Source organism: Pontibacter populi, from assembly GCF_019336435.1.
Taxonomy (GTDB): Bacteria; Bacteroidota; Bacteroidia; order Cytophagales; family Hymenobacteraceae; genus Pontibacter; species Pontibacter humidus.
Genome location: NZ_JAHWXQ010000001.1, coordinates 1,378,619 through 1,403,180 on the forward strand (window position 1 = coordinate 1,378,619; position 24,562 = coordinate 1,403,180).

General features: G+C 46.7%; 17 protein-coding genes and 1 pseudogene. 7 read left to right on the plus strand and 11 right to left on the minus strand.

The features are described from left to right. The first annotated feature begins 8 nt into the window (after positions 1-8). Positions 9-968, plus strand: a complete 960-nt coding sequence (locus KYK27_RS05960; RefSeq protein ID WP_199109058.1) for a type IX secretion system membrane protein PorP/SprF — start codon at positions 9-11, stop codon at positions 966-968. Further along, a complete protein-coding gene (locus KYK27_RS05965; protein WP_233150261.1) occupies positions 965-2,965 on the plus strand; it encodes an OmpA family protein in 2,001 nt (666 codons plus the stop codon). Before KYK27_RS05960 ends, KYK27_RS05965 begins: the two co-directional genes overlap by 4 nt. 82 nt (positions 2,966-3,047) lie before the next feature. Here the strand turns inward: KYK27_RS05965 and KYK27_RS05970 are convergent, their stop codons facing one another. The 5 genes from KYK27_RS05970 to KYK27_RS05990 form a co-directional block, all read right to left on the minus strand. Then, a complete protein-coding gene (locus KYK27_RS05970) occupies positions 3,048-3,815 on the minus strand; it encodes a 3-hydroxybutyrate dehydrogenase (protein ID WP_199109059.1) in 768 nt (255 codons plus the stop codon). Positions 3,816-3,892: 77 nt separating this feature from the next. After that, a complete protein-coding gene (locus tag KYK27_RS05975) occupies positions 3,893-6,382 on the minus strand; it encodes a TonB-dependent receptor (protein WP_199109060.1) in 2,490 nt (829 codons plus the stop codon). Positions 6,383-6,429: 47 nt separating this feature from the next. Beyond that, positions 6,430-7,407 (minus strand): alpha/beta fold hydrolase, encoded by a 978-nt coding sequence (locus KYK27_RS05980; protein ID WP_199109061.1) that lies wholly within the window; start codon positions 7,405-7,407, stop codon positions 6,430-6,432. Then, positions 7,397-8,947 carry a sodium:solute symporter family transporter gene (locus KYK27_RS05985; RefSeq protein ID WP_199109062.1) on the minus strand — a complete coding sequence of 517 codons (1,551 nt, stop codon included), beginning with the start codon at positions 8,945-8,947 and terminating at the stop codon, positions 7,397-7,399. Before KYK27_RS05985 ends, KYK27_RS05980 begins: the two co-directional genes overlap by 11 nt. 299 nt (positions 8,948-9,246) lie before the next feature. Further along, positions 9,247-10,002, minus strand: a complete 756-nt coding sequence (locus KYK27_RS05990) for a LytR/AlgR family response regulator transcription factor (RefSeq protein ID WP_199109063.1) — start codon at positions 10,000-10,002, stop codon at positions 9,247-9,249. 141 nt (positions 10,003-10,143) lie between these two features. Here KYK27_RS05990 and KYK27_RS05995 point away from each other — a divergent pair, with 141 nt between their 5' ends. Next, positions 10,144-12,315: a sensor histidine kinase gene (locus tag KYK27_RS05995; protein WP_199109064.1), complete on the plus strand. Its 2,172-nt coding sequence runs from the start codon at positions 10,144-10,146 to the stop codon at positions 12,313-12,315. 80 nt (positions 12,316-12,395) lie between these two features. After that, complete coding sequence (locus KYK27_RS06000; RefSeq protein WP_199109065.1) at positions 12,396-13,211, plus strand: alpha/beta fold hydrolase; 816 nt, start codon at positions 12,396-12,398, stop codon at positions 13,209-13,211. 269 nt (positions 13,212-13,480) lie between these two features. Here KYK27_RS06000 and KYK27_RS06005 read toward each other — a convergent pair whose 3' ends face one another. Further along, complete coding sequence (locus tag KYK27_RS06005; RefSeq protein ID WP_199109066.1) at positions 13,481-14,134, minus strand: septal ring lytic transglycosylase RlpA family protein; 654 nt, start codon at positions 14,132-14,134, stop codon at positions 13,481-13,483. Between the two features lie 288 nt (positions 14,135-14,422). On the opposite strand from KYK27_RS06005, the gene KYK27_RS06010 reads away from it, so the two are divergent. After that, complete coding sequence (locus KYK27_RS06010; protein WP_199109067.1) at positions 14,423-15,331, plus strand: DUF72 domain-containing protein; 909 nt, start codon at positions 14,423-14,425, stop codon at positions 15,329-15,331. 1,098 nt (positions 15,332-16,429) lie between these two features. On the opposite strand, the gene KYK27_RS06015 is transcribed toward KYK27_RS06010, so the two are convergent. From KYK27_RS06015 to KYK27_RS06030, 5 genes and pseudogenes are all read right to left on the minus strand, one after another. Continuing rightward, positions 16,430-17,998, minus strand: a complete 1,569-nt coding sequence (locus KYK27_RS06015; protein ID WP_370583616.1) for an insulinase family protein — start codon at positions 17,996-17,998, stop codon at positions 16,430-16,432. After that, a pseudogene (locus KYK27_RS18570) lies at positions 17,987-18,253 on the minus strand (insulinase family protein); the annotation flags it as partial. The pseudogene KYK27_RS18570 and the gene KYK27_RS06015, both read right to left, overlap by 12 nt. Before the next feature lie 369 nt (positions 18,254-18,622). Next, positions 18,623-19,960 carry a M16 family metallopeptidase gene (locus tag KYK27_RS06020; protein ID WP_199109069.1) on the minus strand — a complete coding sequence of 446 codons (1,338 nt, stop codon included), beginning with the start codon at positions 19,958-19,960 and terminating at the stop codon, positions 18,623-18,625. A 275-nt stretch (positions 19,961-20,235) separates the two neighbouring features. Next, a complete protein-coding gene (locus KYK27_RS06025; RefSeq protein ID WP_199109070.1) occupies positions 20,236-21,627 on the minus strand; it encodes an SGNH/GDSL hydrolase family protein in 1,392 nt (463 codons plus the stop codon). Positions 21,628-21,644: 17 nt separating this feature from the next. Beyond that, on the minus strand, positions 21,645-22,871 hold the full coding sequence (locus tag KYK27_RS06030) for an OmpP1/FadL family transporter (protein WP_199109071.1): 1,227 nt from the start codon (positions 22,869-22,871) through the stop codon (positions 21,645-21,647). A gap of 315 nt (positions 22,872-23,186) precedes the next feature. Between KYK27_RS06030 and KYK27_RS06035 the strand changes: the two genes are divergently transcribed. Together KYK27_RS06035 and KYK27_RS18400 are read left to right on the plus strand one after the other, a co-directional pair. Then, on the plus strand, positions 23,187-24,080 hold the full coding sequence (locus KYK27_RS06035) for an NAD(P)/FAD-dependent oxidoreductase (RefSeq protein ID WP_199109072.1): 894 nt from the start codon (positions 23,187-23,189) through the stop codon (positions 24,078-24,080). Positions 24,081-24,383: 303 nt separating this feature from the next. Continuing rightward, entirely contained in the window at positions 24,384-24,506 is a 123-nt protein-coding gene (locus KYK27_RS18400) for a hypothetical protein (RefSeq protein ID WP_255532010.1), read from the plus strand. Positions 24,507-24,562 lie beyond the last annotated feature (56 nt).

The window sequence follows — 24,562 nt, forward strand, 5'->3', positions numbered from 1 at the left end:
AAGCCCCCATGAAAACAAGTCTACCCTTATTACTCACGTTACTTGTTGCGCTGGTTATGCAGCAGGCGGTTGCACAGCAGGCGCCGCAGTATAGCCAGTACATCTTTAACGAACTCGTGATCAATCCTGCCTACTCCGGCAGTAAAGACATTCTTAATATTAATGCTACTTACCGTTCCCAATGGACCGGACTGGAGGGCGCCCCAACTACCCAAACACTAAGCGTGGACGGACCCATGAAAAATGACCGCATGGGGTGGGGTGTACACTTAATGAACGACATGATCGGGGCGCAAAGCCAGACGGGCTTATATGCCAATATTGCCACACGCGTAAACCTGAGCCGTACGGCCCGCCTGTCGTTTGGTATTGCAGGAGGCGTTGCTCAGTATACCCTGGACGGGACAAAACTTAATGCCGGAGACGACCTGCCGGATGTAGCCATACCCGAAGGCCGGGAAACACAGATTCTTCCGGATGCCAAGATCGGTATCTTCTTTAACACGGAGCGCTACTATGCAGGTTTATCAGCTGCTAACCTTATTCCTTTTAAGGATAATAACACCATTATAGCAACTCCACGCCGGCATTACTTTCTTTCCTCAGGGTACATGTTTGATTTGGGGGCTTATGTGCACCTGAAGCCAAGCTTCCTGATAAAGCATGATTTTAAAGGGCCAGCCAACCTCGATCTGAACGCTTTTCTGTTGCTGTATAACAAGTTATGGCTGGGTGGCTCTTACCGTACTGCCGTGCCCGTGTTTACAAAAGTAGACATGAGTGAAATCAGGAAACGGAATGCCTGGGCACTTATGGCACAGGTGTATGCCACGCCTAAATTTAGGATTGGTTATTCTTACGACATAAGCCTTACAAAGCTTCGTGAATATTCATCGCATGAAGTATCTTTGGGCTACTCGATCTTCCGAAAACAAAACGGACGCACCATTACGCCGCGTAACTTATGATATACCAGATTACCCGCAAGTATTGCCTGTCGCTTATTTTACTTGGTGTTATGCTTGCTTTTGCCCAAGTAGCAAAAGCGCAGGATACACAGCAGGCTGATAAACATTTTAACGAGTTTGAGTTTAGCCTGGCGCTGGATGAGTATAAAGCTATTCTGGACCAGGGCGAGCCGAGCTTAAAGGTAGTGCAACGCATTGCCGATATCTACCGCATCCTGAACAACAGTAAAGAAGCGGAGTTCTGGTACGCGCAGGTAATCACATTTGCCGGCGCCGACCCATCCGTTTATTTCCTGTATGCTGAGTCGGCGAAACGGAACGGTAACTATGGAAAGGCAAAACAACTGTTCCTGGAGTATAGCAAGCGCGTACCGGGCCAGGCTGTCCTTGCAAAGCAAATGGCCGCTTCCTGCGACACGGCGATGATGTGGATACGTAACCCCAAGCCATACAGAATGTGGAAAGAGAAAAGCCTGAACTCGGATGGAGCCGACTTCAGCCCGTTTAAAGCGAAAGATGGTCTATACTTTGCATCAGACAGGATGCAGGGCAAAGGCGACGCACAAACAGCACGTTATGCCTGGACCGGCAATGGCTATATCCAGATGTATTTTGCACCAGCCAAATCAGATACATCATGGGGTAAACCTGAAGCGTTGCCCTCAGCAATAAACACCCAATACCACAATGGCCCAGCGGTTTTCCTGGAGAAAGATAAGACCTTATACTTTACCCGTACACGTGCCGTTCGCCGCGAAATAAAAAAGAACAGCGACCCGACCAGCTGGTTTCAGGGAGCTGAAGGCGGTACGCACATAAACAGGCTTGGTATCTATACAGCTGTTAAGAAAGGGAGTAAATGGAAGAAGGTAAAAGCCTTTAAGTATAACAATACAGACCAGTTCTCTATCGGGCATCCGGCTTTAAATGCAGATGGCACCATGCTTTACTTTGTATCGGATATGCCCGGCGGTTTAGGCGAAACAGATATTTACTACAGCGAGCGGCAGGCAAACGGAGAATGGGGGCAGCCAATAAACGCCGGTAATAAGATAAATACGCCGGGCCGCGAGAGCTTCCCTAGTTTTGGAGCTGATGGCGTACTATACTTTTCTTCAGACGGACACATGGGCATGGGTGGACTGGATCTGTTTAAAGCTGTTGGGCCGCCTAAAGCCTGGACCGCAGTAGAAAACCTAAAATATCCTTTTAACACATCGCATGACGACCTGGGACTGGTAATGGATGCAAATGGTAAAACAGGTATGTTATCGTCGGGCAGGTTTGCAGAAGAAGGCTTTGATGATCTGGTAACTTTTGTAGAAAACCGCATACCGTGTACCATTACCGGTAAAACTATAGAATTTGTAGCAGACCAACAGAACCGGGGTAAAAAGAGAGAACTGGCTGTAGGGAATGTAAGGCTAACAGTAACAGAGGTTGGCAGCGATGCAAGACCGATAGAAGTTATCTCAAATGCCGATGGTACATTTATGCTTCCCGTATATGGCGGAATGACCTACACTATACGTGGCTCAAAGCCGAATTACCTGACGCAAACTATAACTGTACCAGCAAACTGCCGAAAAACAGAAGACTCTGTGAGAGTAGAAATGGTGTTTAACAGAGATACTCCGAATAAACCTATTGTGTTGGATAACATCTACTACGACCTGGACAAGTATGAACTAACCCCACAGGCCGCCATTGAACTGGATAAACTGGTACAGACATTAAAAGATAACCCGCATATCAGAATTGAGCTGAGCTCACACACCGATAGCCGCCAGACAAACTACTACAACCAGATGCTGTCGGAACTTAGAGCTAAATCAGCAGTGGATTATCTGGTAGCAAAAGGTATAGAGCGTGCAAGGTTAGAATCAAAAGGTTATGGCGAAACCCAGCTGATTAATAACTGTGCCGATGGTGTATCATGCTCAGAAGACATGCACCAGCAGAACCGCCGTACCGAATTTAAGATTCTGGCGCGATAGAGACCACAAGATGCATGATGTTTAAAATAAAAGAGCGGCACCGATTAAGTGCCGCTCTTTTGTTTTAAACTATAAACTATAGTTACTGTGCTGACCAGCCACCATCTATAGGTAGCATAGCGCCCGTTAGTTGGCCTGCGGTTTCAGAGGCTAAGTATAGTGCCAGGTTAGCAATCGCATCTATCGTTACAAATTGCTTTACAGCCTGTTTCTTCAGCATCACTTTCTCTATCACATCTTCCTCCGACATATTATGTGCTTTGGCCTGGTCTGCGATCTGGGCTTCTACCAAAGGGGTTCTTACATAACCGGGGCAAATGGCGTTACAGGTAATATGATGCGGTGCGCCTTCCAGGGCCAGCACTTTCGTTAAGCCGGCTATGCCATGCTTGGCGGTTACGTAAGCTATTTTGTATTCTGAAGCACGTAAAGCATGCGCCGAAGCAATGTTGATGATACGGCCAAAACCACGGGCTTTCATGCCGGGCCACACTGCCTTTGCTGCATGGAATGAGGCTGACATGTTTACCGAGATAATGGCATCCCATTTATCTTCCGGAAACTCATCCACAGGTGCCACGTGCTGTATACCTGCATTGTTAATAAGGATATCTACCTGGCCTAACTCCTGCTCGGCTAAGGCTACCATTTCCCTTATCTGCTCCGGCTGCATCAGGTTGGCAGGCGAGTGAATTACTTTAACGCTATGCTCGGCAGCCAACCCTTTTGCTATTTCCGGGCCGTTTTGCTCGAGGCCATTAATGAGCAGGTTGTAGCCTTTTGCTGCAAAAGCCCGGGCTATTCCTAAGCCAATGCCGCTGGTGCCTCCGGTTATCAAAACATTTTTCATATGCTGGTAATCTGTTTTGCTGTAAAAAACCAGAGCGCCCTAAAAGAGCGCTCTGGACAAATTAAACTTTAACTGATCTACTTACTATCTTTCTTGCCACCAAAATTGAAAAGCAACTCTACAGAGTACAAGCGACCTATAGAAGGAGAATATACATACTCACGCTGCTCATCATCAAACAAATTAGAAACGCTTGCACCTAAGGTTACCCAGTCTGTAAACTTATAGCCACCGCTCAGGTCTACGGAAGTAAAGCCGCCCAGCGGGCCATAGTTATAGTTTGTGCCCAGCACACGCGTGCCGGCACCTTTATCAGCCGCTATCTGCTGGCCAGAGTAGAAGTTGAATTCAGGCAGCCAGCGCAGGTTAAGCGACATGAACAGCTTGTTGTTTGCCAGGTTACGGGCAGTAAAGTTAAAGTTAGCACGGTGCTTGGCTGCGTTCAGGCTGCTTTCTGCATCCGATACCTTACCATCTCTGTTGGCATCGTTATCCAGGTTGTCCTTGTCTGTAATGTCAGAGTTGAAGTAAGAATATTTTACCCCGATGCTATAGTTGTCGTCTAAGTAATAGTTAAGACCAAGGTCAGTACCCCACGACGTTACCTTGCCATAGTTCAGGTAGGTCAGGTAGTAGTTTAGTGACGTTGCAGCAGATTCGGTAACATCTACATCGCCTTTTTTAATTACGCGCTCTTTGCCCAGAATCGGCGTTATAGCTGTAAGCGGCGAGATAAAGTCTTTTGACTTGGAGTACCAGCTGCTGATGTCGAAATACAGGTTATTAACCGGTGTGCCTTTGTAGCCAACTTCATACGTCTGTACTTTCTCTACTTCCAGCTTATCTATCGTTCTGATAGCGCCCGTTTCGGTGTTCTTTATAGTTAGGCCGGCACCATTACCAAGTATGGCCAGTGCGCCGGTGTTAGCATAAAACTCCTGGAACTGGATAGATGGAGCAGAGAAGGCTTTACCGTAGGTAGCTCTGAAAGTACCACCCAGCGCATTATAAGTTAAAGCAGCTTTAGGGCTGATCTGAGTGCCATAGTTGTCATGGTTATCTACGCGGCCACCAGCAAGCAAGCGAAGCTTATCAGTCAGGTTACGTTCTATCTGTACTACGCCACCAAATTGGTTCAGGATAATGTTGCCGGCTTTATCGTCCAGGTACGTCTGGCGACTGTAAGCTACATCGCGCTGGTAGTTAATACCGGTTATAATCTCAAAACCTGCAAAATTATTATTGTACTGCAGTTCGCCATTCAATCGGTGGCTCAGGTCTATAAAACCTGGGAAAGCTATGGCAGGAGAGCCTGCGAAGATCTCATCTTTTTTAGCACCTGTTTTAGAGTATTGGTGCGCCTGGGCTGGGGTAGCTCCTTTGCCTAACAAGGTATAGTAGTTCGTAGTACGGGCGTTAATCTGGTACGTATCGCCGGCGTCGTTCCACGTTGCATATACCTGACCAAAGATACGAGGTGTTACTAAACGGCCTTGCAGGTACTGGAAAGTCCAGCCGTTGATCTGGTTACGGCCGTTGTTGGTTACACCAAGGTTTGAGCCCTGTCCGAAACCATAATCCGCAATGATATCAATCTTATCAGTCGGGCTATAGTATAGAGCTGAGCCAAAACGCTTCGATTCAAATTTATAGTCTACGTCATATTCCGGCATGGCCACTGCGCCGCTGTAAACGGTATCCTGGAATGCGAAGTCGGTTCCTGTTGTGTACTCGCCGGTTACTTTAAACGCAAACTTCGGGCTGATTACACTTGCATGACGAACGCGTGCGCTCAGTACATCCTGGTTACCGGCGCTCAAAGCAACTGTTGTTCCCTGGTAGCGGCGCGGGTCTTTTGTAATGGTGTTGATGATACCGTTGTGTGCGTTCGGTCCATACAGTGCTGACGAAGGGCCAAGGATAACTTCTACACGTTCGATGTCTTCTTTTATAGTTGTGTTGTAGAAACCAGCTGGCAAGCCAGTACCGCCGGGCAGCATGGAGTTACGGCCATCCGTCATCTGGTACATCTTCACGTTAAAGGCGTTGTTAAAACCACGTGCGTTAATACCAACCCCAATTACACCAGAACGAACTACTTCCACACCCTGTACTTTGTTCAGCACTTCGCCAATATTAAACGATGGCAACTCAGTTAAATCACGGGACGAGATTACACCAATGGCAGCTGGTGCTTCTGTTAATTTTTCAGGTCTACGGGTAGCAGACACCACAATTTCATCGCTCATCAGCGAAGAAGCTTTCATGCTGATAGTACCTACACTGGCTGTACCGCCGGCAGCAACCGTAACCGGAATTTTAGGATAAGAGTAACCCACATAAGTTACGCGCAGGTTATAGTTGCCTGCCGGTACACCCGTAATTGTAAAGTCGCCGGAAGCATTTGTGGTTGCTCCCTTAGAAGTACCTTCCACCAGCACCGAAGCGCCAATAAGCGGTTCCTGGGAGTCGGCGCCCAATACCCTTCCGGTAATGGTTCCGCCTTGCGCCAACGCCATCTGTGTGATACAGAACAGCGATAGCAGGATCAAGTAAAGTTTTTTCATGAGTAGATCAGTTAATTTGTGTTTTATGATATAGGTGTTATTTATTCTTATTTGATAAACTCCCGAACAGCCGTGTTAAAAGCCTCTGCCCGCTCGTACTGCACAAAATGCCCTGCCTGTGGCAATACCACCACTTCGCTGTTCTTTATTCTCTCTTTTCCGATAGCGGCAACAGCTTGGGTAGTTAAAGTAGGGTTCAGGTATTTATTTGGGATGAGTGCATCCTGCTCCCCGAATATGATCAGGGTTGGCGTTTGTAGTTGAGGCAGCTTTTCATAAACCGGTTCATCTACCATAGCCGCTACGCTGGCTGCTACTGCTCTGCTATAGTTTGCAAAGTCCGGTGAGGTAGCCATCTTTAGTCTGTCATCTACCATAAACTGGGCATCAGCAGGCATCTGGTAAAAATTGATTTTAATGTTAGCAGCGGCTTTTTCGGGGCTGGTGTTTTGTACACTCTCCGGTGTTACCGTCATTTTAAACAGTTGCTTTTGCTGTTCGGTAAAGGTCTCTAAGCCGGCAGGTGCTGCCAGTACAAGTTTCTTCACTCGCTCTGGAGCCTGCAGGGCAGTCGTAATAGCAATTTGCCCACCCATCGAGTGGCCCACCAGCACTGTCCGCTTTATCTTCAGTTTATCCATCAGCTGCAGCACGGTTTGCGCATATGCAGCCATGCTTACCTCTATATTTTCTTTCTGTGATTTTCCGTAACCCGGCAGGTCAATGGCTATCGTTCTATAGTTTTTGCTGAGGTCCTCAATATTCTTGTTCCAGGCCGGTAGATAACTTCCAAGACCGTGTATCAGGATAAGTGTTTCGGATCCTTTGCCCTGATCGGTATAGGCTATAGTTGTGCCATTGGCTAGTGTTAGTTTTTTGGCTGGATATTTATAGTTCAGGTTCTCAAAAACAGCATCAGTAGTAGTGCTAACCGAAGCAGCGGCAGGTGCCTGGCAACGGGCGTTCAGGCCCAGTATTAAGCTGAGACTGGCTAAAAGTATCGTTCTGTTAAAGCTATTTTTCATAAACTACTTCTTTCAGGGTTTCCAATGATGCATCCGTTTCAGTTGCTGTAACAGCAGGTTTCCGGAACGTGAAGTATAGAATAAGCCCAACCAGCACCGATGCAACTATAGCCAGCGCGGCAGCAATGCCTGGGTTACGTACCGGGGCATCCATGTAAGAAGTAAGTCCGCCATAGTACACGGCAAAATGCACAGCCACTGAAGTTAAAGAAGCTGCTACAGGTGCAATCAGGGGTACACGCTTTAAAAACATGCCGAATAACACCGGCACAAAGGCAGCAGAAAAATAAGCATACACGCCATTCTGTGCAAAAATGCCAACGCTCAGGTTCGGGTTCTGTAACTGATCGAAGGTAAGCAGAATAGTAACTATAGCCAGCACCACAATTACCAGCCGGTTAATCAGCACACTTCTGGTTTCTGAATTTATGCCGAATAATGGCGTGATGATATCTGATGTAATCGTAATGGATAGCGACTGGATCAATCCTTCTAAAGTAGAAAGCCCGGCCGAGATAAGGCCGATCACAACCAGTAAGCCCATGTATACCGGGAACTCCTGCACCACATACGCCGACATAATACCATCAACAGGGATCGCTGCGCCGTTTATAGTCAGGTCCGGGAAGGTAAGTCGGGCATAAAGTCCGGCAATAACCACTGAAAAGAAGAGGGCCTGTACTATAATGCCAACTATCAGGTATAGGTTTACATCTTTTGCGTCTTTAAGCAACAGCGATTTTGTGATAATGTGTGGCTGACAAACGATGGCAATACCTATGATGATCTGGCAAAAAATGCTTTCAAAGCTATCCCGGAACAGGAAACTATCAGGGTTTGTAACGGAGGTCAGCATTGGATCTATAGCAGCAAGTTTATCCAGGAAACCATGCACACCGTTACTAAAATGTTCATAACCGGAGGTTAACAGAATAACAGCAACTATAAGCATGAGCACTGCCTGCACCAGGTTAGTGTAAACCATAGAGTTGGCGCCCCCGAACATCATATACCCAAACACGAATACCACGATACCCACGCAGGCATAAAGCTCGTTCAAGTTGAGCACGCTGGCCAGCACCTTGGTTAAGCCCACGCAAATCAGAACTATAAATGTGATAAGCAGCAGCGACAGGAAGGCAAAGAATAAGGTATAGCCACGGCTTTTATACACCGCGCCCATCCACTGAGCCATCGTTTGTGCTTTTACTGCCGTACCCATCGCCCGGAACCCTTTGGTAAGTACAACCAGCGATATTAACGCTGCTACAGGAAGGGCAATGCCCATTGAAATGACTCCACTGATACCATATAGCGCCACAAAACCAGGGTTGATGATAAACGTGGCGGCACTTGTCATGGAGGCAGCCATGGCCAGGCCAACAGCTACCGGCGAAAACGTAACACTGCCAAGCGCATAATCAGCGATAGAGCGGGTACGAAGTGCACCGCGTATCACGAAGAACAGGATGACAGCGGCATAAGCAATTACCAGTATCCAGCCTGCCGTTACCAGTTCAGAGGGAGCTAAATTATTCATGCAATAGGTAGTATTAGTGAAGCTAAAACATGTATAATGTAACTAATTAATTACATAGCTCTTGATCTATACTTGCCAACGCAGGATATTTTCAGGTGAAATCAGAAGTGTGTAAGGTGAGGTGGTAAGTTATAATGACCAAATGAATGAGTGAGTACTAACTTTTGAGTCTAAAACCGCTACAAGCAAACTATAAAACAGCCCGGCTATAGTTTCATAGCGGAGACGCAAAGGTATTGCGTCTCTACACTTTCCAAACCTTCTAACTTTTTAACTTCCCAACTTCCCACCTTTCTAACTTACAAAATCTGCAGCCTGCTTAGTAAACTTTCTTTGTGGGTATTGCCGATGGGGATCTGTTTTCCGCCAATCAGGATGTTATTGTCTTCGATGGCATCGATAGCGGTGAGGCGTACGATATATGAGCGGTGCACACGCATAAAATCTTTGGCAGGCAGGCGCTGCTCCAGGTTCTTAAGGCTCTGGCTAACCAGGTAAATATGGCTTTGGGTTTTAATGTTGCAGTAAATGTCCTGCGCTTCAGCCCAGATAATTTCTTTTAAGGCAACTTTCTCCAGTCGGTTCCGGACTTTAACAAACAGGCTGTTGTGGAGCAGGAAGTTATCGGCTGGCTCGGTCGTAGGTGCTGTGTTATTTGGTTGCGTTTCAGGTTGCTGGCGTAAGGCGGCATTGTGAATGGCTACTTCGATGCTGCTTTGCAGGGTGCGTATATCAAACGGTTTTACCAGGTACGCATGCGGGTTTGTTTGTTTGGCGCGGTCTATAGTTTGCTTATCAGATAAGGCTGTCATAAAAATAAAAGGCACCTGCGCCGATTTAGCAAGGATAGCTGCTGTGTCTATACCATCCAGTTTGCCTTCCAGGGTAATGTCCAGTATCACAAGGTCGGGGTTGCACTGGTGTATCTCTAGTAGCAATTCCTCTCCGGAGCTCACCGTTTTGCACACCTCATATCCTAACTCTTCCAGGGAGAGCGCAAGGTTTTGCGCGATCACTACGTCGTCTTCTGCAATCAGTAATTTTACCAGGGCCATGTCTTTCTACTTTCTTTAAACGGCAACCACTTTCCAGCTATATGCCATTAACTGCTACTCAATATAGGTAAATTAAAATAAATAAGGCAATCTGTAAGTGCACGCTATAGTACCAAGTCTGTTTTATTTATACATTTAGCTATGGGTAAGGCAAGGTCTGTTTCAGGGATTAAGTATAGCCTGCTGCTAACGTGGCTGCTACTGTTGCTTTGCGCGCCGGTTACATTTGCACAGCCTGCCAACAGAGTCGAACTGCTTCCGGGTAGCCAGGAAATCCGTTTGCCCCTGCAGGTATACCAGGACACTGGCGGTAAAAAGACCATCGCAACTATAAAACAGGCGCCTTTTGAGCAGCTGGATACCACCGCCACCTTGCTGGCTGGTAAAACAGTGCATTGGGTTCGGGTAATACTTGTAAACAACAGCAACTACCAGCAGGACCGCTACCTGTATGCCGGCGACTGGAGCAGGATAGAACTGTTTACCCAGCAACCCGATGGCACAACTATAAAACAGCAAACAGGGCAGCTACTTCCGGTTTCGGAGCGCGACATCCCATCAAGCAAACCATATGTGCGGCTGCAGGTTGCACCACAAAGCCAGCTACTACTTTACCTGCGGCTGCAGGGCGACATAGACCTATATAAGCCACAGCACCTGAACCTGCAACTACACACTCCGGAACAGGTAGTGCAGGCGAACAACGACCGCCTGTTGGGGCAGGGTATTTTTATAGGTATTATTTCCGTAATGGCGCTCTACAACCTGGTGCTGTTTATGTCGGTGCGCGACCGGAGCTATTTGTATTATGTAATGGCACTGGCTGGTACCGGTTTATATTTTATGTTTTACCATGGCTTTGCGCTGGAGCTCCTCTGGCCGGAATCCCCTGTCTGGAATGCGCATAGCTTTGCGTTTATAGTTACTTTTAATGGTATCTTCCGGCTGCTGTTTACCCGCAGCTACCTCAATACCCGGCTAACCATGCCTTTCTGGGATAAGGCGATTACGTTCCTGGCGCTGCTGTATGCCTTGCCTGTAGCCATGGGCTTACTCTCTTACTTTACGCCGCTGGATCTGCTGCAGGCCTGTGTCGATTTGATTGGGATTATTGGTGGAGCCGTGCTGGTAGTCATGTTTCTGGTTGGCGTGCATGCGCTTTATAAAGGCTACCGACCAGCATTGTATTTCCTGTTTGCTAACGTGCTGTTTGTGATAGGCGCATTGCTTTTTATTCTGAAAGAAACACACCTGGTACCAGATACACCCCTCACAGTTTACTCGGCGCAGGTGGGTATAGTAGCGCAGGTAGTGCTTTTCTCGCTGGGGCTTGCTTACAGATTGAATACAGTTACCAGCGAGTTGGCGACCAAAGTGCTGGAAAAAGAGCGGATGGAGCTTGAGAAAGAAGTAGAACGCAAACGCCTGATAGAACAACAGAAAAAAGACCTGGAAGTAACCGTAGCCAACCGTACAGCCGCACTACGCAATAAAACCCAGGAGCTGAAGCACACCGTAAGGCAACTGAAGGCATCGGAGCTGAAACTCATGCGCATCAACAGCATCAAAGACCGTTTCTTCTCCATCATTTCCCACGACTTACGCACGCCTCTCGCCACCCTGGACTCGTTCCTGAATATCCTGATCAATTTCTCAGACAGGATGAAGCCGGAGCAGATGCAGAAACTGGCCAACCATACACAACTCTCGGTACGTAACCTGCAGGCCTTACTGGAGAACTTGCTGCAATGGTCGGCAGCACAATCCGGCTCTGCCGATACAGTAAGCTTTGACCCGGAAGAAGTGTATCTGTTTGAAACCGTGCAGCGCAACCTGGACCTACTGCAGGATACCGCCATAGCAAAAGGCATAAACTGGCAACTGGAGCTGCCTGAGAATTTAAAGGTGTATGCCGATGCCAACATGCTCGCCTTCGTGATCCGGAACCTGCTGCACAATGCCATTAAGTTTTCTGGGGCAGGAAGTACTATAAAGATAAGTGCTGCCATTACAGGTGGCGGCATGGCAGAAGTATCGGTTCAAGATCAGGGTACCGGCATGGCCCCGGAAACAGTCGCGTCGCTTTTTAACCAGGAGCAACTCGCGCTCACAACCAAAGGCACGGCCAACGAAAAGGGAACCGGGCTCGGGCTTTTACTCTGTCGCCTGTTTGTGGAGCGTAACGGCGGTTTTATCTGGGTGAGCAGCGAGGTAGGTAAAGGCAGCCGATTTTGGTTTACAGTGCCGCTAACACCAGGGAACAGCACACCGGAAGCCCAGCAACTTGCCGCAACTACAGCTGTTGTTGGGTAGGCTATAGTTACGGTCATATTTTGCTTTCAGATTTTTTCGTCTAGATTTGCCCTCATCATCCCAACTATAAACTATACACCATGAGACACCAGTTACCCGACGGACTAAGTTTATACTATGAGTTACATGGCGCTGAAAATGCAAAGCAGGCACTCGTTTTCCTGAATGGCCTGTCGCAGTCTACGGCAGCGTGGGGTGGTGTGATAAAAGCGCTCGGCGAGAACTATAAACTTGTATTGGTCGATCTGTTGTTTCAGGGTCAAAGCGATGCAGCACCTGCACATCGCAGTTTTGAAGCGCACGCGGCTGATGTAGCTGACCTGTTGCAGTCGCTGCGTTTACCCGAAACAGTTATAGTTGGCATTTCTTACGGCGGCGCTGTCTCGCAGCGTTTCCTGGTAAATTACCCGGAGCTGGCGCAGGCGGGCGTGTTGCTATCTACTTTCCCGTACAAAGATTCTTATTTCGATGCCATTGGCTATAGTTGGAAGCAGGCTTTACTGGCAGGTGGCTACCCGCTGATGCTGGATGTGATGCTGCCTTTTGTGCTGGGTCGCAGCTATTTTCTCAACCCGATTATCACCATTGATGATCTTAAGAACAGTAAAGCCACACAGAGCCCGAGCGTAGATAACCTGGTAAAACTGGTGAGCGCCACCGAAGAAAGCGGCAATTACCTGCAGGAGCTTAAAAAAGTGCAGGTGCCTGTGCTGGTTGTACACGGCGAAGAAGATATGCTTTGCACTCCCGAAATGGGCCGCGCCATGACAGAAGCACTTCCGAATGCAGCACTCGAAATCATACCTGCCGTGGGCCATACCCTGAACCTGGAGTGTGTCCCGGAGCTCATCCGGTTACTGGATGCATTTGCTGCTAAACTGAGCCTGGAAGTATAGTTGCGCGGTTTGGATGTCTAGGGATTTCTATACTCTATCTAATTTACTATCACCAAACCTGCTACTGAAAAGGGGAAACTATAGTTGCCAGTTGTAAAAGCTGAAATAGTGGGTTGAGGAACTATAAAAGTGCGAAGATCAGTACAAAACTAAATTACCAGGTACTATAGCTCGAACTATAACCAGGTTCAAGACTTAACCTATAGGTTTATAAAACAGAAGAGCGAAGCAAGTAAGCTTCGCTCTTTCAAATGCTTCAGGAACAACCGTTACAGTTTTGCAACTACGCCTTCCAGCCCTTCATCTTTCAGAAGTTCATTGAACGCTTCAGCATGTTGCTTATCGTCAAAACGGCCAATTTTAAGCTTGTGTATCTTTTTACCGCGTACTTTCTCTTCCATCAGTTCTACGGTCAGGTGCTTGTCAAACGCTTTCAGGCGTTCGGTTTGCTGCAGCGCTAGCTCCTCTGAACTATATTCACCCTTCTGTATTGCGTAAATAGTTGGTTCGGCTACGGTAGCTGTTGCCAGCGATTGACCCGGTATTTCGATAACTTCTACTTCTACTTCGGCTACGCCAAGGCTATGGATATCTAGTTTTTTAGCGGCAACTTCTGACACGTCGATAATGCGGTTGCCTACAAAAGGGCCACGGTCGTTGATGCGAAGAATGACAGATTCATTGTTGGCGGGATTGGTTACCTTAACCTTAGTGCCGAAAGGAAGTGTTTTGTGGGCGGCGGTCATGTCGTTTTTATTGTAACGCTCGCCACTGCTGGTTTTTCTGCCGTGGTATTTACTTCCGTACCAGGAGGCGGGTCCTGTTTGGGTCTGGGTGTTATCTTGTGCTATAGCTATTTGGCCGATGCCAATAAATAGAAAAATGATTACTGTTAAGAGGATGCACTTTCTATTATATATCATAGTTTAAATTGTTGGTGAAACAGCAAATTTACGAATAATTTTTTAAACGAAGCCTTTTAGCGCAATATTGCCCTCAGAGTGTAGGGGGATACAGGATACGATACAAAGTTGCTATAAGGGCTGTAATGCGAAAAGTGCTTTTTATGCAAGTATAGGCTTATTTTAATGGAGGTGTCAGAAAGAAAGTACAATAAAAAAATTCATGAAAATATTTTCATAATGGTATAAATTCATACGTCCGTACAATTTTCTGCGCAAAAGCGTATAGTATAGCATACAAAGTTTAACATGGATTTTGGGAAATTACAGAACATAGATCACGTAGATTTTACGCTGCCGCCAGATCATCCTGATACTCAGTCTTTACTGATAAGGAACAAGCAGGATGAAAAACCGGAAGTGTATATTGGGTTGCCGGTATGGGTAAACAAAGCGTGGGCAGGGAATATTTATCCGGCAACGATGCGCGAAAAAGATTCGCTGCTGTGGTATGCCAGGCAATTTAATACGATAGAACTCAACAGCACCCATTACCATATCCCCGGAGATACAACGATAGAACGCTGGAGAAACTCTGTCCCGCGCGGGTTTAAATTCTGTCCGAAGTTTCCGCAGCTTATCAGCCACGAAAGCGCCTTACAAAACACCCATAGCATGACAGCTGCTTTCTGCGAGGCCATTGCCGGACTGGAGGATAACCTGGGAAGTTCTTTCCTGCAGTTGCCTCCCAACTTCAGTCCTCACCAACTGCCAGACCTGGAAGCGTTTGTGAAGTTTATACCGGAGACCATTCCGGTCGCCGTAGAACTGCGTCATCCCGATTGGTTTGTAGACAATATCGCTTCACTGGAGCTTTTTGAAGTACTGGAAAAATATGGCATTGGAACGGTACTGACAGATGTAGCTGGTCGCCGCGATGTGCTGCACATGCGCCTGACCACGCCAACTGCTATGATCCGCTTTGTAGGCAACGGCCTGCACCCAACAGACTATAAACGCATCGATGCCTGGGTCGAGCGCCTGAAAATATGGTTTGACAACGGTCTGCATCAACTATACTTTTTTGTGCACGAACCTGATAATACGTTAGCGCCTGAGTTGGCCATTTACCTCATCGAGAAGCTGAATAAAGTATGTGGTCTTGATCTGAAAGTGCCGAAGAAATTTGTACAGCCTGTGCAGGGGGAGTTGTTTTAGAGGATTTACCTCTCCCCAGCCCTCTCCTAAAAACAGGAGATGGAGTTTAATGTAACGGTATAGATTTACTTATGGTTCTATAGTCAATATTGCTGGCGCGAGCGCCATCGCTCGTGACTAACTATGGTGTTGAGTCTCCTGACGCAACTGGCCCGGCAGGGTCAAGAATTGTCTGAATCAGGATTTACAGGATTAAAGGATTGGTAGGATTTGGCTACTGCTATAGTGGGAAGTTAAAGTTCTATAGTTTCCGTTAGTCCAACCACCCCTTTACCCCCTCCTTGTCTAAGGCGGGGAGCTTTTCTTACTTTTCCATTTGTCATCCTGAAAGGATCTTGGTAAAAGGGAGGTTGGGACTTTGCTATAGTTAGTGGCACAATTCTATAGTTGACAATTAACCCACCCCTGCCCCTCCCGAGAGGGGAATTTCTGCTTTGGGTATTGTTGGTTTTATAGTTCTATAGTTCTATAGTTGGTGTTTTAACACCCCTATAGTCCCCTCAAGGGGACAATTCTGCCATCACCAATTTCTAAGCTATAGTTTTATATTTATCGTCCACGAACTGGACAGGTTCACCTGTCCTTTGAAACTATAACCACGATAAATTTCGAAGCTTACCTGTTCCAACTATAGATTAGCTACCGAACTGATCTCAGTCTTTGGGTTGAGCGCCTTGTAGATTTCTGGTACCGAAGGTATTGTGAGGCACGAACAAAAGAAATGTACACCGCGCGATGCCCGAAGACGGGGCCTCCCGGCCGTGAGGGCACCAAAGCCAACTATAGAACTGTAAATGAGTAGAGCTCCCAGGATGAAAGGAAATTTGAAAGGATAGCTTAGTTCGGATAGTAGAGTAGCAAGCTATAGCATTGTAGCTTCTCAAACTATAAGCTGGGATAGATTTCTCACTCCGTTCGAAATGACAAAAGAGAAGTAAATCAACTAGAATCCAGACACTAGCAGGAGCTGCGCACGCTGCTAGGTCATTAGAAATCCTGTAAATCCTTCACTCCTGAAAATCTGTGATTCAGACATAAAAAAGCGGCTGCCCCAGATGGAGCAGCCGCTTTTACTATAGTTATGTTAAAATCTTAAACTTAGATCTTAAACGTATCGTCGCTGATGCCTTTGTTAACTTCAACGCTCTTTACTTCAGCTTTAATAACCTGCGGGCCAACAGACGTCTCTACAGTGTGAGGTACTTTAATACCACTTACTTCTTTATAGTTGCTGTAGTTTTTAGTCTGCGTAAGTACACCTTGTGGCGACTGAAGGCTTTTCACATCTTTCAGTAACAGGCCAGTGTTCTTGTCGAAATAGTGTAGTGTTTTCTGGCCGTTGGCCTGCGTAGCTTCTACTACATACGCCTGCTTGCCATCAACATCTTCCATGCCGGTTACTTTGGTTGTAACGCCAAGCTTGTCGTAACGAGACTGTGCAAACATATCAGCTTCCAATTTCTGTGTAGCAAGTTCTTCGGCAGACATCTCTTTGTTAACGCCTTGCATCGGAGCTTCCATTTTACCCTTGTTGCCGTTGATGATCACACGCTGCAGTGGGCTGTTGTTCATGCTTACCAGTGCTACAAACTTGTCAGTGCCTTTCTGCTGCTGTGTAATTACAAGTGGCATGCCCTGTATAGTTGCGTTGCTGGTTACAGTGATATCTTTTACCTTTTCAATGTTCGCTTTGCCACCAATTGCTTTGATATAGTTAGCCAGCACTTTTTCGGCAGTTACATCAGCAGGAACAGTTGTTGCGGCAGCACGGCGGTCCACTTTTTCGCCGGCAGTGTTATAGTAAGCTATCTGACCATCTTCCAGGTCAAATTTCTTAAGTTTAGAAGCTATATCAGCAGCATTACCAACAGCCACAATGTATAACTGCTCAGGAGTTACATATTTCTGAGCTACACGCTGAATATCTTCTGCTGTAACAGCTTCTACTTTTTTCAGGTAGTTGGCATAGTAGTCGGCTGGCAGGTTATAACGCGCTATGTTGATCGCGTAAACGGCTACAGTTGCAGGATTCTCTAAGCCACGGGCAAAGTTACCGGTCATGTACGCTTTCGCATAGTTCAGTTCGTCGTTCGTTACACGCTCGCTACGAATTTTGTTAAGTTCTTTCATAAACTCAACTGTAGCACTATCAGTAACAGCGTTACGCACGTTAGCCGATGCATTAAAGCGACCCAAGATTTCGTCAGTAGAAAGTGAAGAGTAAGCGCCGTAAGTATAGCCTTTGTCTTCACGCAGGTTCAGGAATAAACGGGCAGAGCTGCCACCACCAAGGATCGTGTTCATCAACTGAGCAGCAACTGCATCCGGAGCACCTGGCTTCAGGTCAGCTGGGTTAACGAACGAAAGTACGCTTTGCACGGCACTTGGTCTGTCAACTATAACAACCTGTGTTTTAGTTGGCGCTGCCGGTAATGCAAATGTTTTAGCTGGTACATTGCCTTTTTTCCAGTTCTTCAGCGATTTGTTCAGCAGCTTTTTAGCTTCCTTCGGAGTAATGTCGCCAACTATAGCCAGGTAACCAATGTTTGGTTTAAAGTACGTGCTATAGTAGTTCTGAACGTCAGCAAGCGTAATGCTTTCAACTGTTTTTTCAGTCATTACCTCACCGTATGGGTGATCTTTGCCATACAGCAGCATGTTGCGCATCTTGCTGGCAATCGCATCCGGGTTATCTTTTTCAGATGCCAGGTTCGCAATCATTTGCTTCTTCACTTTGTCAAGCTCTTCCTGAGTAAACTTAGGGTTAAGCAGGGCATCAGAAGTAAGATTTAATAAGGTAGGCAAGTGTTTTTTAAGCGATGATGCATTAAAGCCTGTTGAGTTGAACGACAGGTTAGCGCCAATAAAGTCTACCTGCTCATCAAACTGGTCTTTGGTACGGTTAGCGGTACCGGTACGCATCATCTGGCCTGCTGCCGATACATAACCAGCTTTATCGCCTTCCAGGATCGGATCTCTGTCCAGAACTAAAGACATGGAAACAACCGGTTGCTTATGGTTTTCTACTACATAAACTTTCAGGCCATTTTTCAGGGTAATCTGCTCGTATTTGCCCAACTCAATTTTAGGAGCCGGACCCGCAGGCGGCGGAGACTGTTTTGTTTGTGCCGGAGCGACAGACACCAGTGCCAGAGCCAGCGCCAGTGTGGTATATAGTTTCTTTATCATGAGTGATATATCTCTTTTTATACTTGACGGAAGGCTATGAGGCGAAGTAGTTGCTTAAGTATAAACCGGGCGTCCTGTAGCATCATAACCTTTGTCTTAAACTTACTGTTTAGGCTGAGCTGACTTTGGCAGGTAGTGCAATACTACACGGTTATCCTTGGTCAGGTACTCTTTAGCCACACGCTGAATATCTTCTTTGGTAACTTTCATGTAACGGTCGATCTCTGTGTTGATCAGATTCGCATCCTTATAGTATACATGGTAGTTGGCAAGGTTTTCGGCACGGCCGGCTACAGTGCTGTTCTGCTGCACAAACTGGCTCTCGATCTGGTTGCGTAGTTTCTGGAACTCCTTATCGCTAAGAGGCTCTGTTTTTACACGCTCAATCTCCACGTTCATAGCATCTTCCAGGTCTTGTGCATTTGTACCAACGCTCGCAATGGCGTATGTCAGGAACAGACCCGGATCTTCGGTAGGGAACGGTACAGACAGGGCTGCAACAGCTTTTTGCTGCTTATCTACCAGCGCTTTTGGTAAACGCGCGCTCTCTCCACCAGATAATAAAGTGGTCAGCATGGATAATGCATAGTGATCAGGAGTACCCTGAGCCGGGATGTGGTAAGCCTGTATAACTGCCGGTAGCTGGATGTTGTCGTAGACAATTTTACGACGCTCTTCTGTTTGCTTCGGCTCTTTTATAGTTGGGCGAGGGATAGCTTTTGTGCCTTTTGGAATGCTGCCGAAATACTGCTCGATCATTTTCTTTGTATCGTCGATGTTGATATCGCCGGCTATAGAAAGTGTTGCGTTGTTAGGCACGTAGAAAGTCTTATAGAAATCACGGAACTCCTCGATCTTAGCGCTATTTAAATCTTCGAACGTACCGATCGGGGTGATCTTGTAAGGGTGTTCTTTGTAAGCTAAACCAAATGTGTTTTCCAGTATAGTTCCGTAAGGCTGGTTATCAACGCGCATGCGCTTTTCTTCCTGCACTACTTTGCGCTGGGTTTCTACGCCTGTTTCGTCTACTTTAGCACCTTTCATACGCTCCGCTTCCATCCAAAGGCCTAAAGCAACCTGGTTTGATGGCAGCAATTCGTAGTAATAAGTTCTGTCGAAAGAGGTGTTGGCGTTTAGTGAACCACCGGCAGCCTGCACCATGCCCATGTACTGGCCACGGTCAATATTCTCAGTGCCTTCAAACATCAGGTGCTCGAAGAAGTGAGCAAAACCTGTACGGCCTTTTACTTCGTTTTTAGAGCCTACATGGTAAAGAACTGATACTGCAACGTTTGGGGTGGAATTGTCCTTGTGCAGGATCACATGCAGTCCGTTCGGAAGGGTGTATTCCGTGAACTCGATCTTGTTGCCCTGGGTTTGCGCAAGTGCAGCTGCACTGGTCGCACACCACAAAAGGCAGGCGATAATTTTACGTTTCATATGTTGTTAAGTGTAAAATGATACTTGTTGCTGTAGAAAAGCACTCAGAAAAGGCCACTTCTCCACCGTATAAATTTAACCTAAAAACTATCAGTATCCCAGCCGGCAAGTGCTTTCAGTTGTTACGATTCTGCGAACTCATAGCACTTGCAGACGAACCCAGCCGATAACTCGACGAACTATAACTATAGTTTAGCACGCTACCGGAAACTATAGTTCATAAAAAAAGCGTCCCGGTTAAGAGACGCTTTTTTATAGTTTATAAGCTGTTGTACTTACGGGAATACAACTGTGCTGTACTGTGTTTCATCAACCTTTGGTACGCGTGCGTTATATTTAGCATTGATGGCACCAATAAACTCGTTTGCGGCCAAAGCGGCGCCACGTTGTGTAAAGTGAATACCATCTAAGCTGAAGACGTTACCAGAAACAAATGTACTGCTGTAAGTTACACCGTTAAGCGTGAAACCTCCTGATACTTTATTTAGGTATGCGTTAAAGTCGGCGTGTGCCAAGCCATTGTCATCAGCAATCTTTTTGATCGCAGCATTATAAGCATCTGTATGCTGCTTAATGATTGCCAGCTCAGCAGCAGAAAGCACATACTCATCACCTAACGGAGACATAGAGCCTTTGCCCTGACACTTAACGAGGTCTGAAGCTGGAAGAAGTACCAGCTCGCCTGCTACCATTTTACGAGGCATGCCATCTTCTAACACTACAAAGGCATTAGCACCTGCAGTAAAAGTAATATGACCCAGACCTTGTGCTTTATAACCAGCTGTTAGCTGTGTAGCCTGCTCAGCAGTAAGAACCAGCGCGTTGTAAGGTATAGTTGTGAAGTAAGGTATTTTAGCTACATCCGGGATGTTGCCTAAAGCTCCTTTTGCACCTTTTGCAGTAAGCTGTTGAACCAGTGCGCCTATGTACTGGCCAAAGGCAGCAGGGGCAGTAGGGTAGTTCGGAGAAGGCTTTTCAGCAGTTGGAGCATCAGCGTTACCACCTGCAAGTGCATAACCTAACACATCGTTGTTGCCAATCCAAAGGGTAAAGAAAGTTGGATTCTGAGCAACGGCATCTGCTATTACGCTTGTTGCTGGAGAAGTTGCGAAGCGAACAAAGAATGGGTTAGCAGTACCATTGGCCAGTCCAGCCGGGCTACCATAACCAGGAGCCAGTAAATGGAAAGACTTAGCACCCGGTACACCCATGTTATTGTAAGGGCCTTGCTGCGTAGGGGCTGCACCTATAAAGGCTGCCGGATAAGCAGCTCTGGCTCCGGCTTCAACCGGGGCAAGTCCTACAACACCAGCGCAGTCAGCCTGCACTTTCAAAATACGCTTCTGAGGCACTTCTGCTCCCGTAGCTGCAATTACCGGGCTGCCTAAGCTAACACCAGCAGGCATTAACGGCTGTCTGAAATCTGTGCCGCCACCTACCTCTGCAAATTGCTGTGCAAGTATAGATGGATATGAACTCTGCTGACCTTCAAGGTATAAAGCTCCATCAGCAAAACCTGCTGTAAGCGAGTTACCAAGCGCAACGTATTTTGAAAAATTAGCCTCGCCCGCTGTTGGGTTTGGAGCATCGATCTCAGGATCGCAGCTTGTAAGTAGTGTACCGGCAAAAAGTGCCAGCATACCAGATTTATAGATAAAATTCTTCATATCAGTTTTCGGGGAAATTAGAAGTTATAGTTAAGAGCAACGCCAGGTATGTAAGCTATAGACTTGTAAGTACCACCTATTCCACCAGACAGGTTAGATGCATCTGTTCTCTCTTTTTTGTTGATGTAAAGGAAAGAAGCATCAATGCTGATGTTTTCGTTGATAGAGTAGCCTAAGCCAAAAGACAGACCGCGTGAGTCAGAATCCGGTGTTTCAGGAGTAAGGTAGCCATCCTGTACAGGGGTTTCATCCAGGTAAGTACCGGCACGCAGGGCAAGAGATTCCGTTACGTTGTACTCTGCACCGATACGGTAAATATATACATCTTCGTAGTTACGGGCGTTCTCAGTAAAGTTGCTGCCGTTTACATCTGCACCATAGTCAAAACGCAGTTTTTCGTATGCGCTCCAGCCAACGCGGCTGATATCAACTGCAAGAGTCAGTTTTTCGGTCGGGTTAAAGCCAATACCCAGTGTTAAAGTAGATGGCAATGGCAGTTTAGCTTTAAAGCTTGTACCATTAGCCGGGAAACGTGACTGAACAGAAGCAGGAACATCAAATTCAGCTGTACCTTCTTCTACTTCCATATCCACCTGAGAGCGGTAGTTTAAGCCTAATGATAGTTTTTCAGTTGGCTTGAAGAAAATACCCAGGTTGTAGCCAAAGCCACTTGCATCGCCATCCAGTTCAGCTCTTCCTTCACCTTCACTGCCTTCCAGCGGAATAGAACGCTTCAGGTTTACACCACCAGTTGAGTACACAAAACCAGCACCTATACCTAACTTTTCAGTTACCTGGTAGCTAAGAGTTGGCTGCACAAAAATAGCCTTTAACGATAGTTCGTTTAAGCCGAAACGACCGTTCCACTCATTACCCCAGTTTACAGTGCTGCCAAATGGAGTGTAAACCCCAAGACCAGCTTTTAATTTATCAGTGATGCCGTAAACACCATACACCTGGAACGGCGTACCTGTAGGGTTATCGGCCATAATGGTGTTATTAGATTCCGGTGCCTGGTAAGCGATTTTAGAAATAATAGCACTGGCACCTATAGTTACGCCATTACGTGCCTGCGCCATAGCGCCAGGGTTAAAGAAGATGCTGGAAGTTCCTGTAACCAGACCAGTACCTGTATGGCCCATACCAATTTGTCGCTGGCTTGCCAGGTTCACTTGGTATCCGCCGGCCATGGCCGTGCCCGTAAGCAGGGTGCTGCCCAGCAAGGCTAAGATTTTGCTTTTCATAAATGCGACTTTTAAATGTAGAGTGTTTTACGTCTAAACAAATATAGAAATATTTAATATGTAGCCTTAATGCGGGTATGGCTTTTTTTCAAATATTTTTTGTTTTTAGTCGAAAAACAGCGAAAAGTGCTTTTAGTGAGGGTGTTATCGTAGCTTTTATAGTTAGCAATGCTATAAATGGTATTCACAGGCAAGCAGGTTACTGCAAAAAGCGGCTAAATGCAGGTGCATAACTATAAATTTTGCTTCCCAGCTACCACCCGATCAGGCATCTGTACGTTTACATAGTCTTAAATCTGGAATAGAAACGAATTTATGTACGATGTTATAGTTATTGGCGGTGGCCCTGCAGGGTTAAATGCAGCCATGTTGTTGGGGCGCTCTCGCCGGAAAGTAGTAGTGTTTGATAGTGGAAAGCACCGTAACCGATGGGCTAAGCATATGAATGGTTTCCTGACCAGCGATGGCATGTCTCCCGGCGACTTTATCCGGAAAGGCAGAGAAGAACTGAAGCGTTACAATGTAGAAATACTGGAAAAGGTTATAGTTACGGCAACCTACTCTAAAGGCGAATTTGTAGTGAATGATGCCGAAGGAACAGTATATAAGTCTAAAAAGCTGTTGCTGGCTACCGGCCTGACAGATTACCTGCCCCAAATAGACGGTGTGGAGGAATACTATGGTAAAAGTGTGCACCACTGCCAGTATTGCGATGGCTGGGAAAGCCAGGACAAAGCGATCGCCGTGTACGGCAAAGACCGGAATGGTGTGGGCCAGTCTCTAGCCATGAAAACCTGGAGCCAGGATGTTACCCTTTTCACCGATGGCACCAACAAACTTACCAAGGTAGACCTGGACCTGCTGGAGCGCAACGAGGTAAAACTATGCACCGATAAGATTGCCCGCCTGGAAGGTGAAGATGGTATGCTACAACGCATTATTCTGGCAAACGGACAAGCAAGGCAGCAGCAGGCAATGTTCTTTTCTACAGGCAGCAAGCAGCATTGCGATCTTGGAGAACAATTGGGTTGCGAGTTTACCAGCAAAGGCGTGATTAAAACCCGTCGTCAGCAGCATTCTAACATACCAGGTTTGTTTGTAGCCGGTGATGCCGCCCGCGATATGCAGTTGGTTATAGTTGCCGCCGCCGAAGGTGCCAGAGCCGGCGTTGCCATAAATATAGAGCTCCAGAACGAGGAACGAAAGTAATGGAAAAGAGGCAGCATAGCTGTGGGGATCTAGTATGTCTTATAATTCTCGATTTGTCATTTCGAACGCAGTGAGAAATCTGAGCGCTATAGTTTAAGGCTTTAAAATCCGAACTAAGCCTTTTCTCTCAAATATCCTCCAATGCTGGGAGCTCTACTCACTTACTGTTTTATAGTTGGCTTTGGTGCCCTCATGGCCGGGAGGCCTCGTCTTCGGGCATCGCGCTGCTGCTTTCTTGCTATTCTCGTGCCTCGGATTGCCTGGCGGCACCGCAACAAATCAAAGACGTTCAACCCAAAGACTGTGAAGTTTCTCATAGTTATAGTTGGTCTATGGTTTGAACCTGCTCGCTTCGAGATTGATCGTGGTGATAGTTCCCAGGGGACAGGTAAACCTGCCCTGTTCGTAGTAAGTAACTATAGTTGATTTAGATTTCTCCTTTTGTCGAAATGACAGGTGGGGAAACAGTAGCAGAATGGTCC

Bases quoted from the DNA above. Each gene is read 5' to 3' on its own strand.
- KYK27_RS05960 (WP_199109058.1), top strand. From the start codon at position 9: ATGAAAACAAGTCTACCCTTATTACTCACGTTACTTGTTGCGCTGGTT.
- KYK27_RS05990 (WP_199109063.1), bottom strand. From the start codon at position 10,002: ATGGCCCTGGTAAAATTACTGATTGCAGAAGACGACGTAGTGATCGCG.
- KYK27_RS05975 (WP_199109060.1), bottom strand. From the start codon at position 6,382: ATGAAAAAACTTTACTTGATCCTGCTATCGCTGTTCTGTATCACACAG.
- KYK27_RS06015 (WP_370583616.1), bottom strand. From the start codon at position 17,998: ATGCGCAACATGCTGCTGTATGGCAAAGATCACCCATACGGTGAGGTA.
- KYK27_RS06025 (WP_199109070.1), bottom strand. From the start codon at position 21,627: ATGAAGAATTTTATCTATAAATCTGGTATGCTGGCACTTTTTGCCGGT.
- KYK27_RS05980 (WP_199109061.1), bottom strand. From the start codon at position 7,407: ATGAAAAATAGCTTTAACAGAACGATACTTTTAGCCAGTCTCAGCTTA.
- KYK27_RS05970 (WP_199109059.1), bottom strand. From the start codon at position 3,815: ATGAAAAATGTTTTGATAACCGGAGGCACCAGCGGCATTGGCTTAGGA.
- KYK27_RS06000 (WP_199109065.1), top strand. From the start codon at position 12,396: ATGAGACACCAGTTACCCGACGGACTAAGTTTATACTATGAGTTACAT.
- KYK27_RS06005 (WP_199109066.1), bottom strand. From the start codon at position 14,134: ATGATATATAATAGAAAGTGCATCCTCTTAACAGTAATCATTTTTCTA.
- KYK27_RS05965 (WP_233150261.1), top strand. From the start codon at position 965: ATGATATACCAGATTACCCGCAAGTATTGCCTGTCGCTTATTTTACTT.
- KYK27_RS05995 (WP_199109064.1), top strand. From the start codon at position 10,144: ATGGGTAAGGCAAGGTCTGTTTCAGGGATTAAGTATAGCCTGCTGCTA.
- KYK27_RS06010 (WP_199109067.1), top strand. From the start codon at position 14,423: ATGGATTTTGGGAAATTACAGAACATAGATCACGTAGATTTTACGCTG.
- KYK27_RS06035 (WP_199109072.1), top strand. From the start codon at position 23,187: ATGTACGATGTTATAGTTATTGGCGGTGGCCCTGCAGGGTTAAATGCA.
- KYK27_RS05985 (WP_199109062.1), bottom strand. From the start codon at position 8,947: ATGAATAATTTAGCTCCCTCTGAACTGGTAACGGCAGGCTGGATACTG.
- KYK27_RS06030 (WP_199109071.1), bottom strand. From the start codon at position 22,871: ATGAAAAGCAAAATCTTAGCCTTGCTGGGCAGCACCCTGCTTACGGGC.
- KYK27_RS06020 (WP_199109069.1), bottom strand. From the start codon at position 19,960: ATGAAACGTAAAATTATCGCCTGCCTTTTGTGGTGTGCGACCAGTGCA.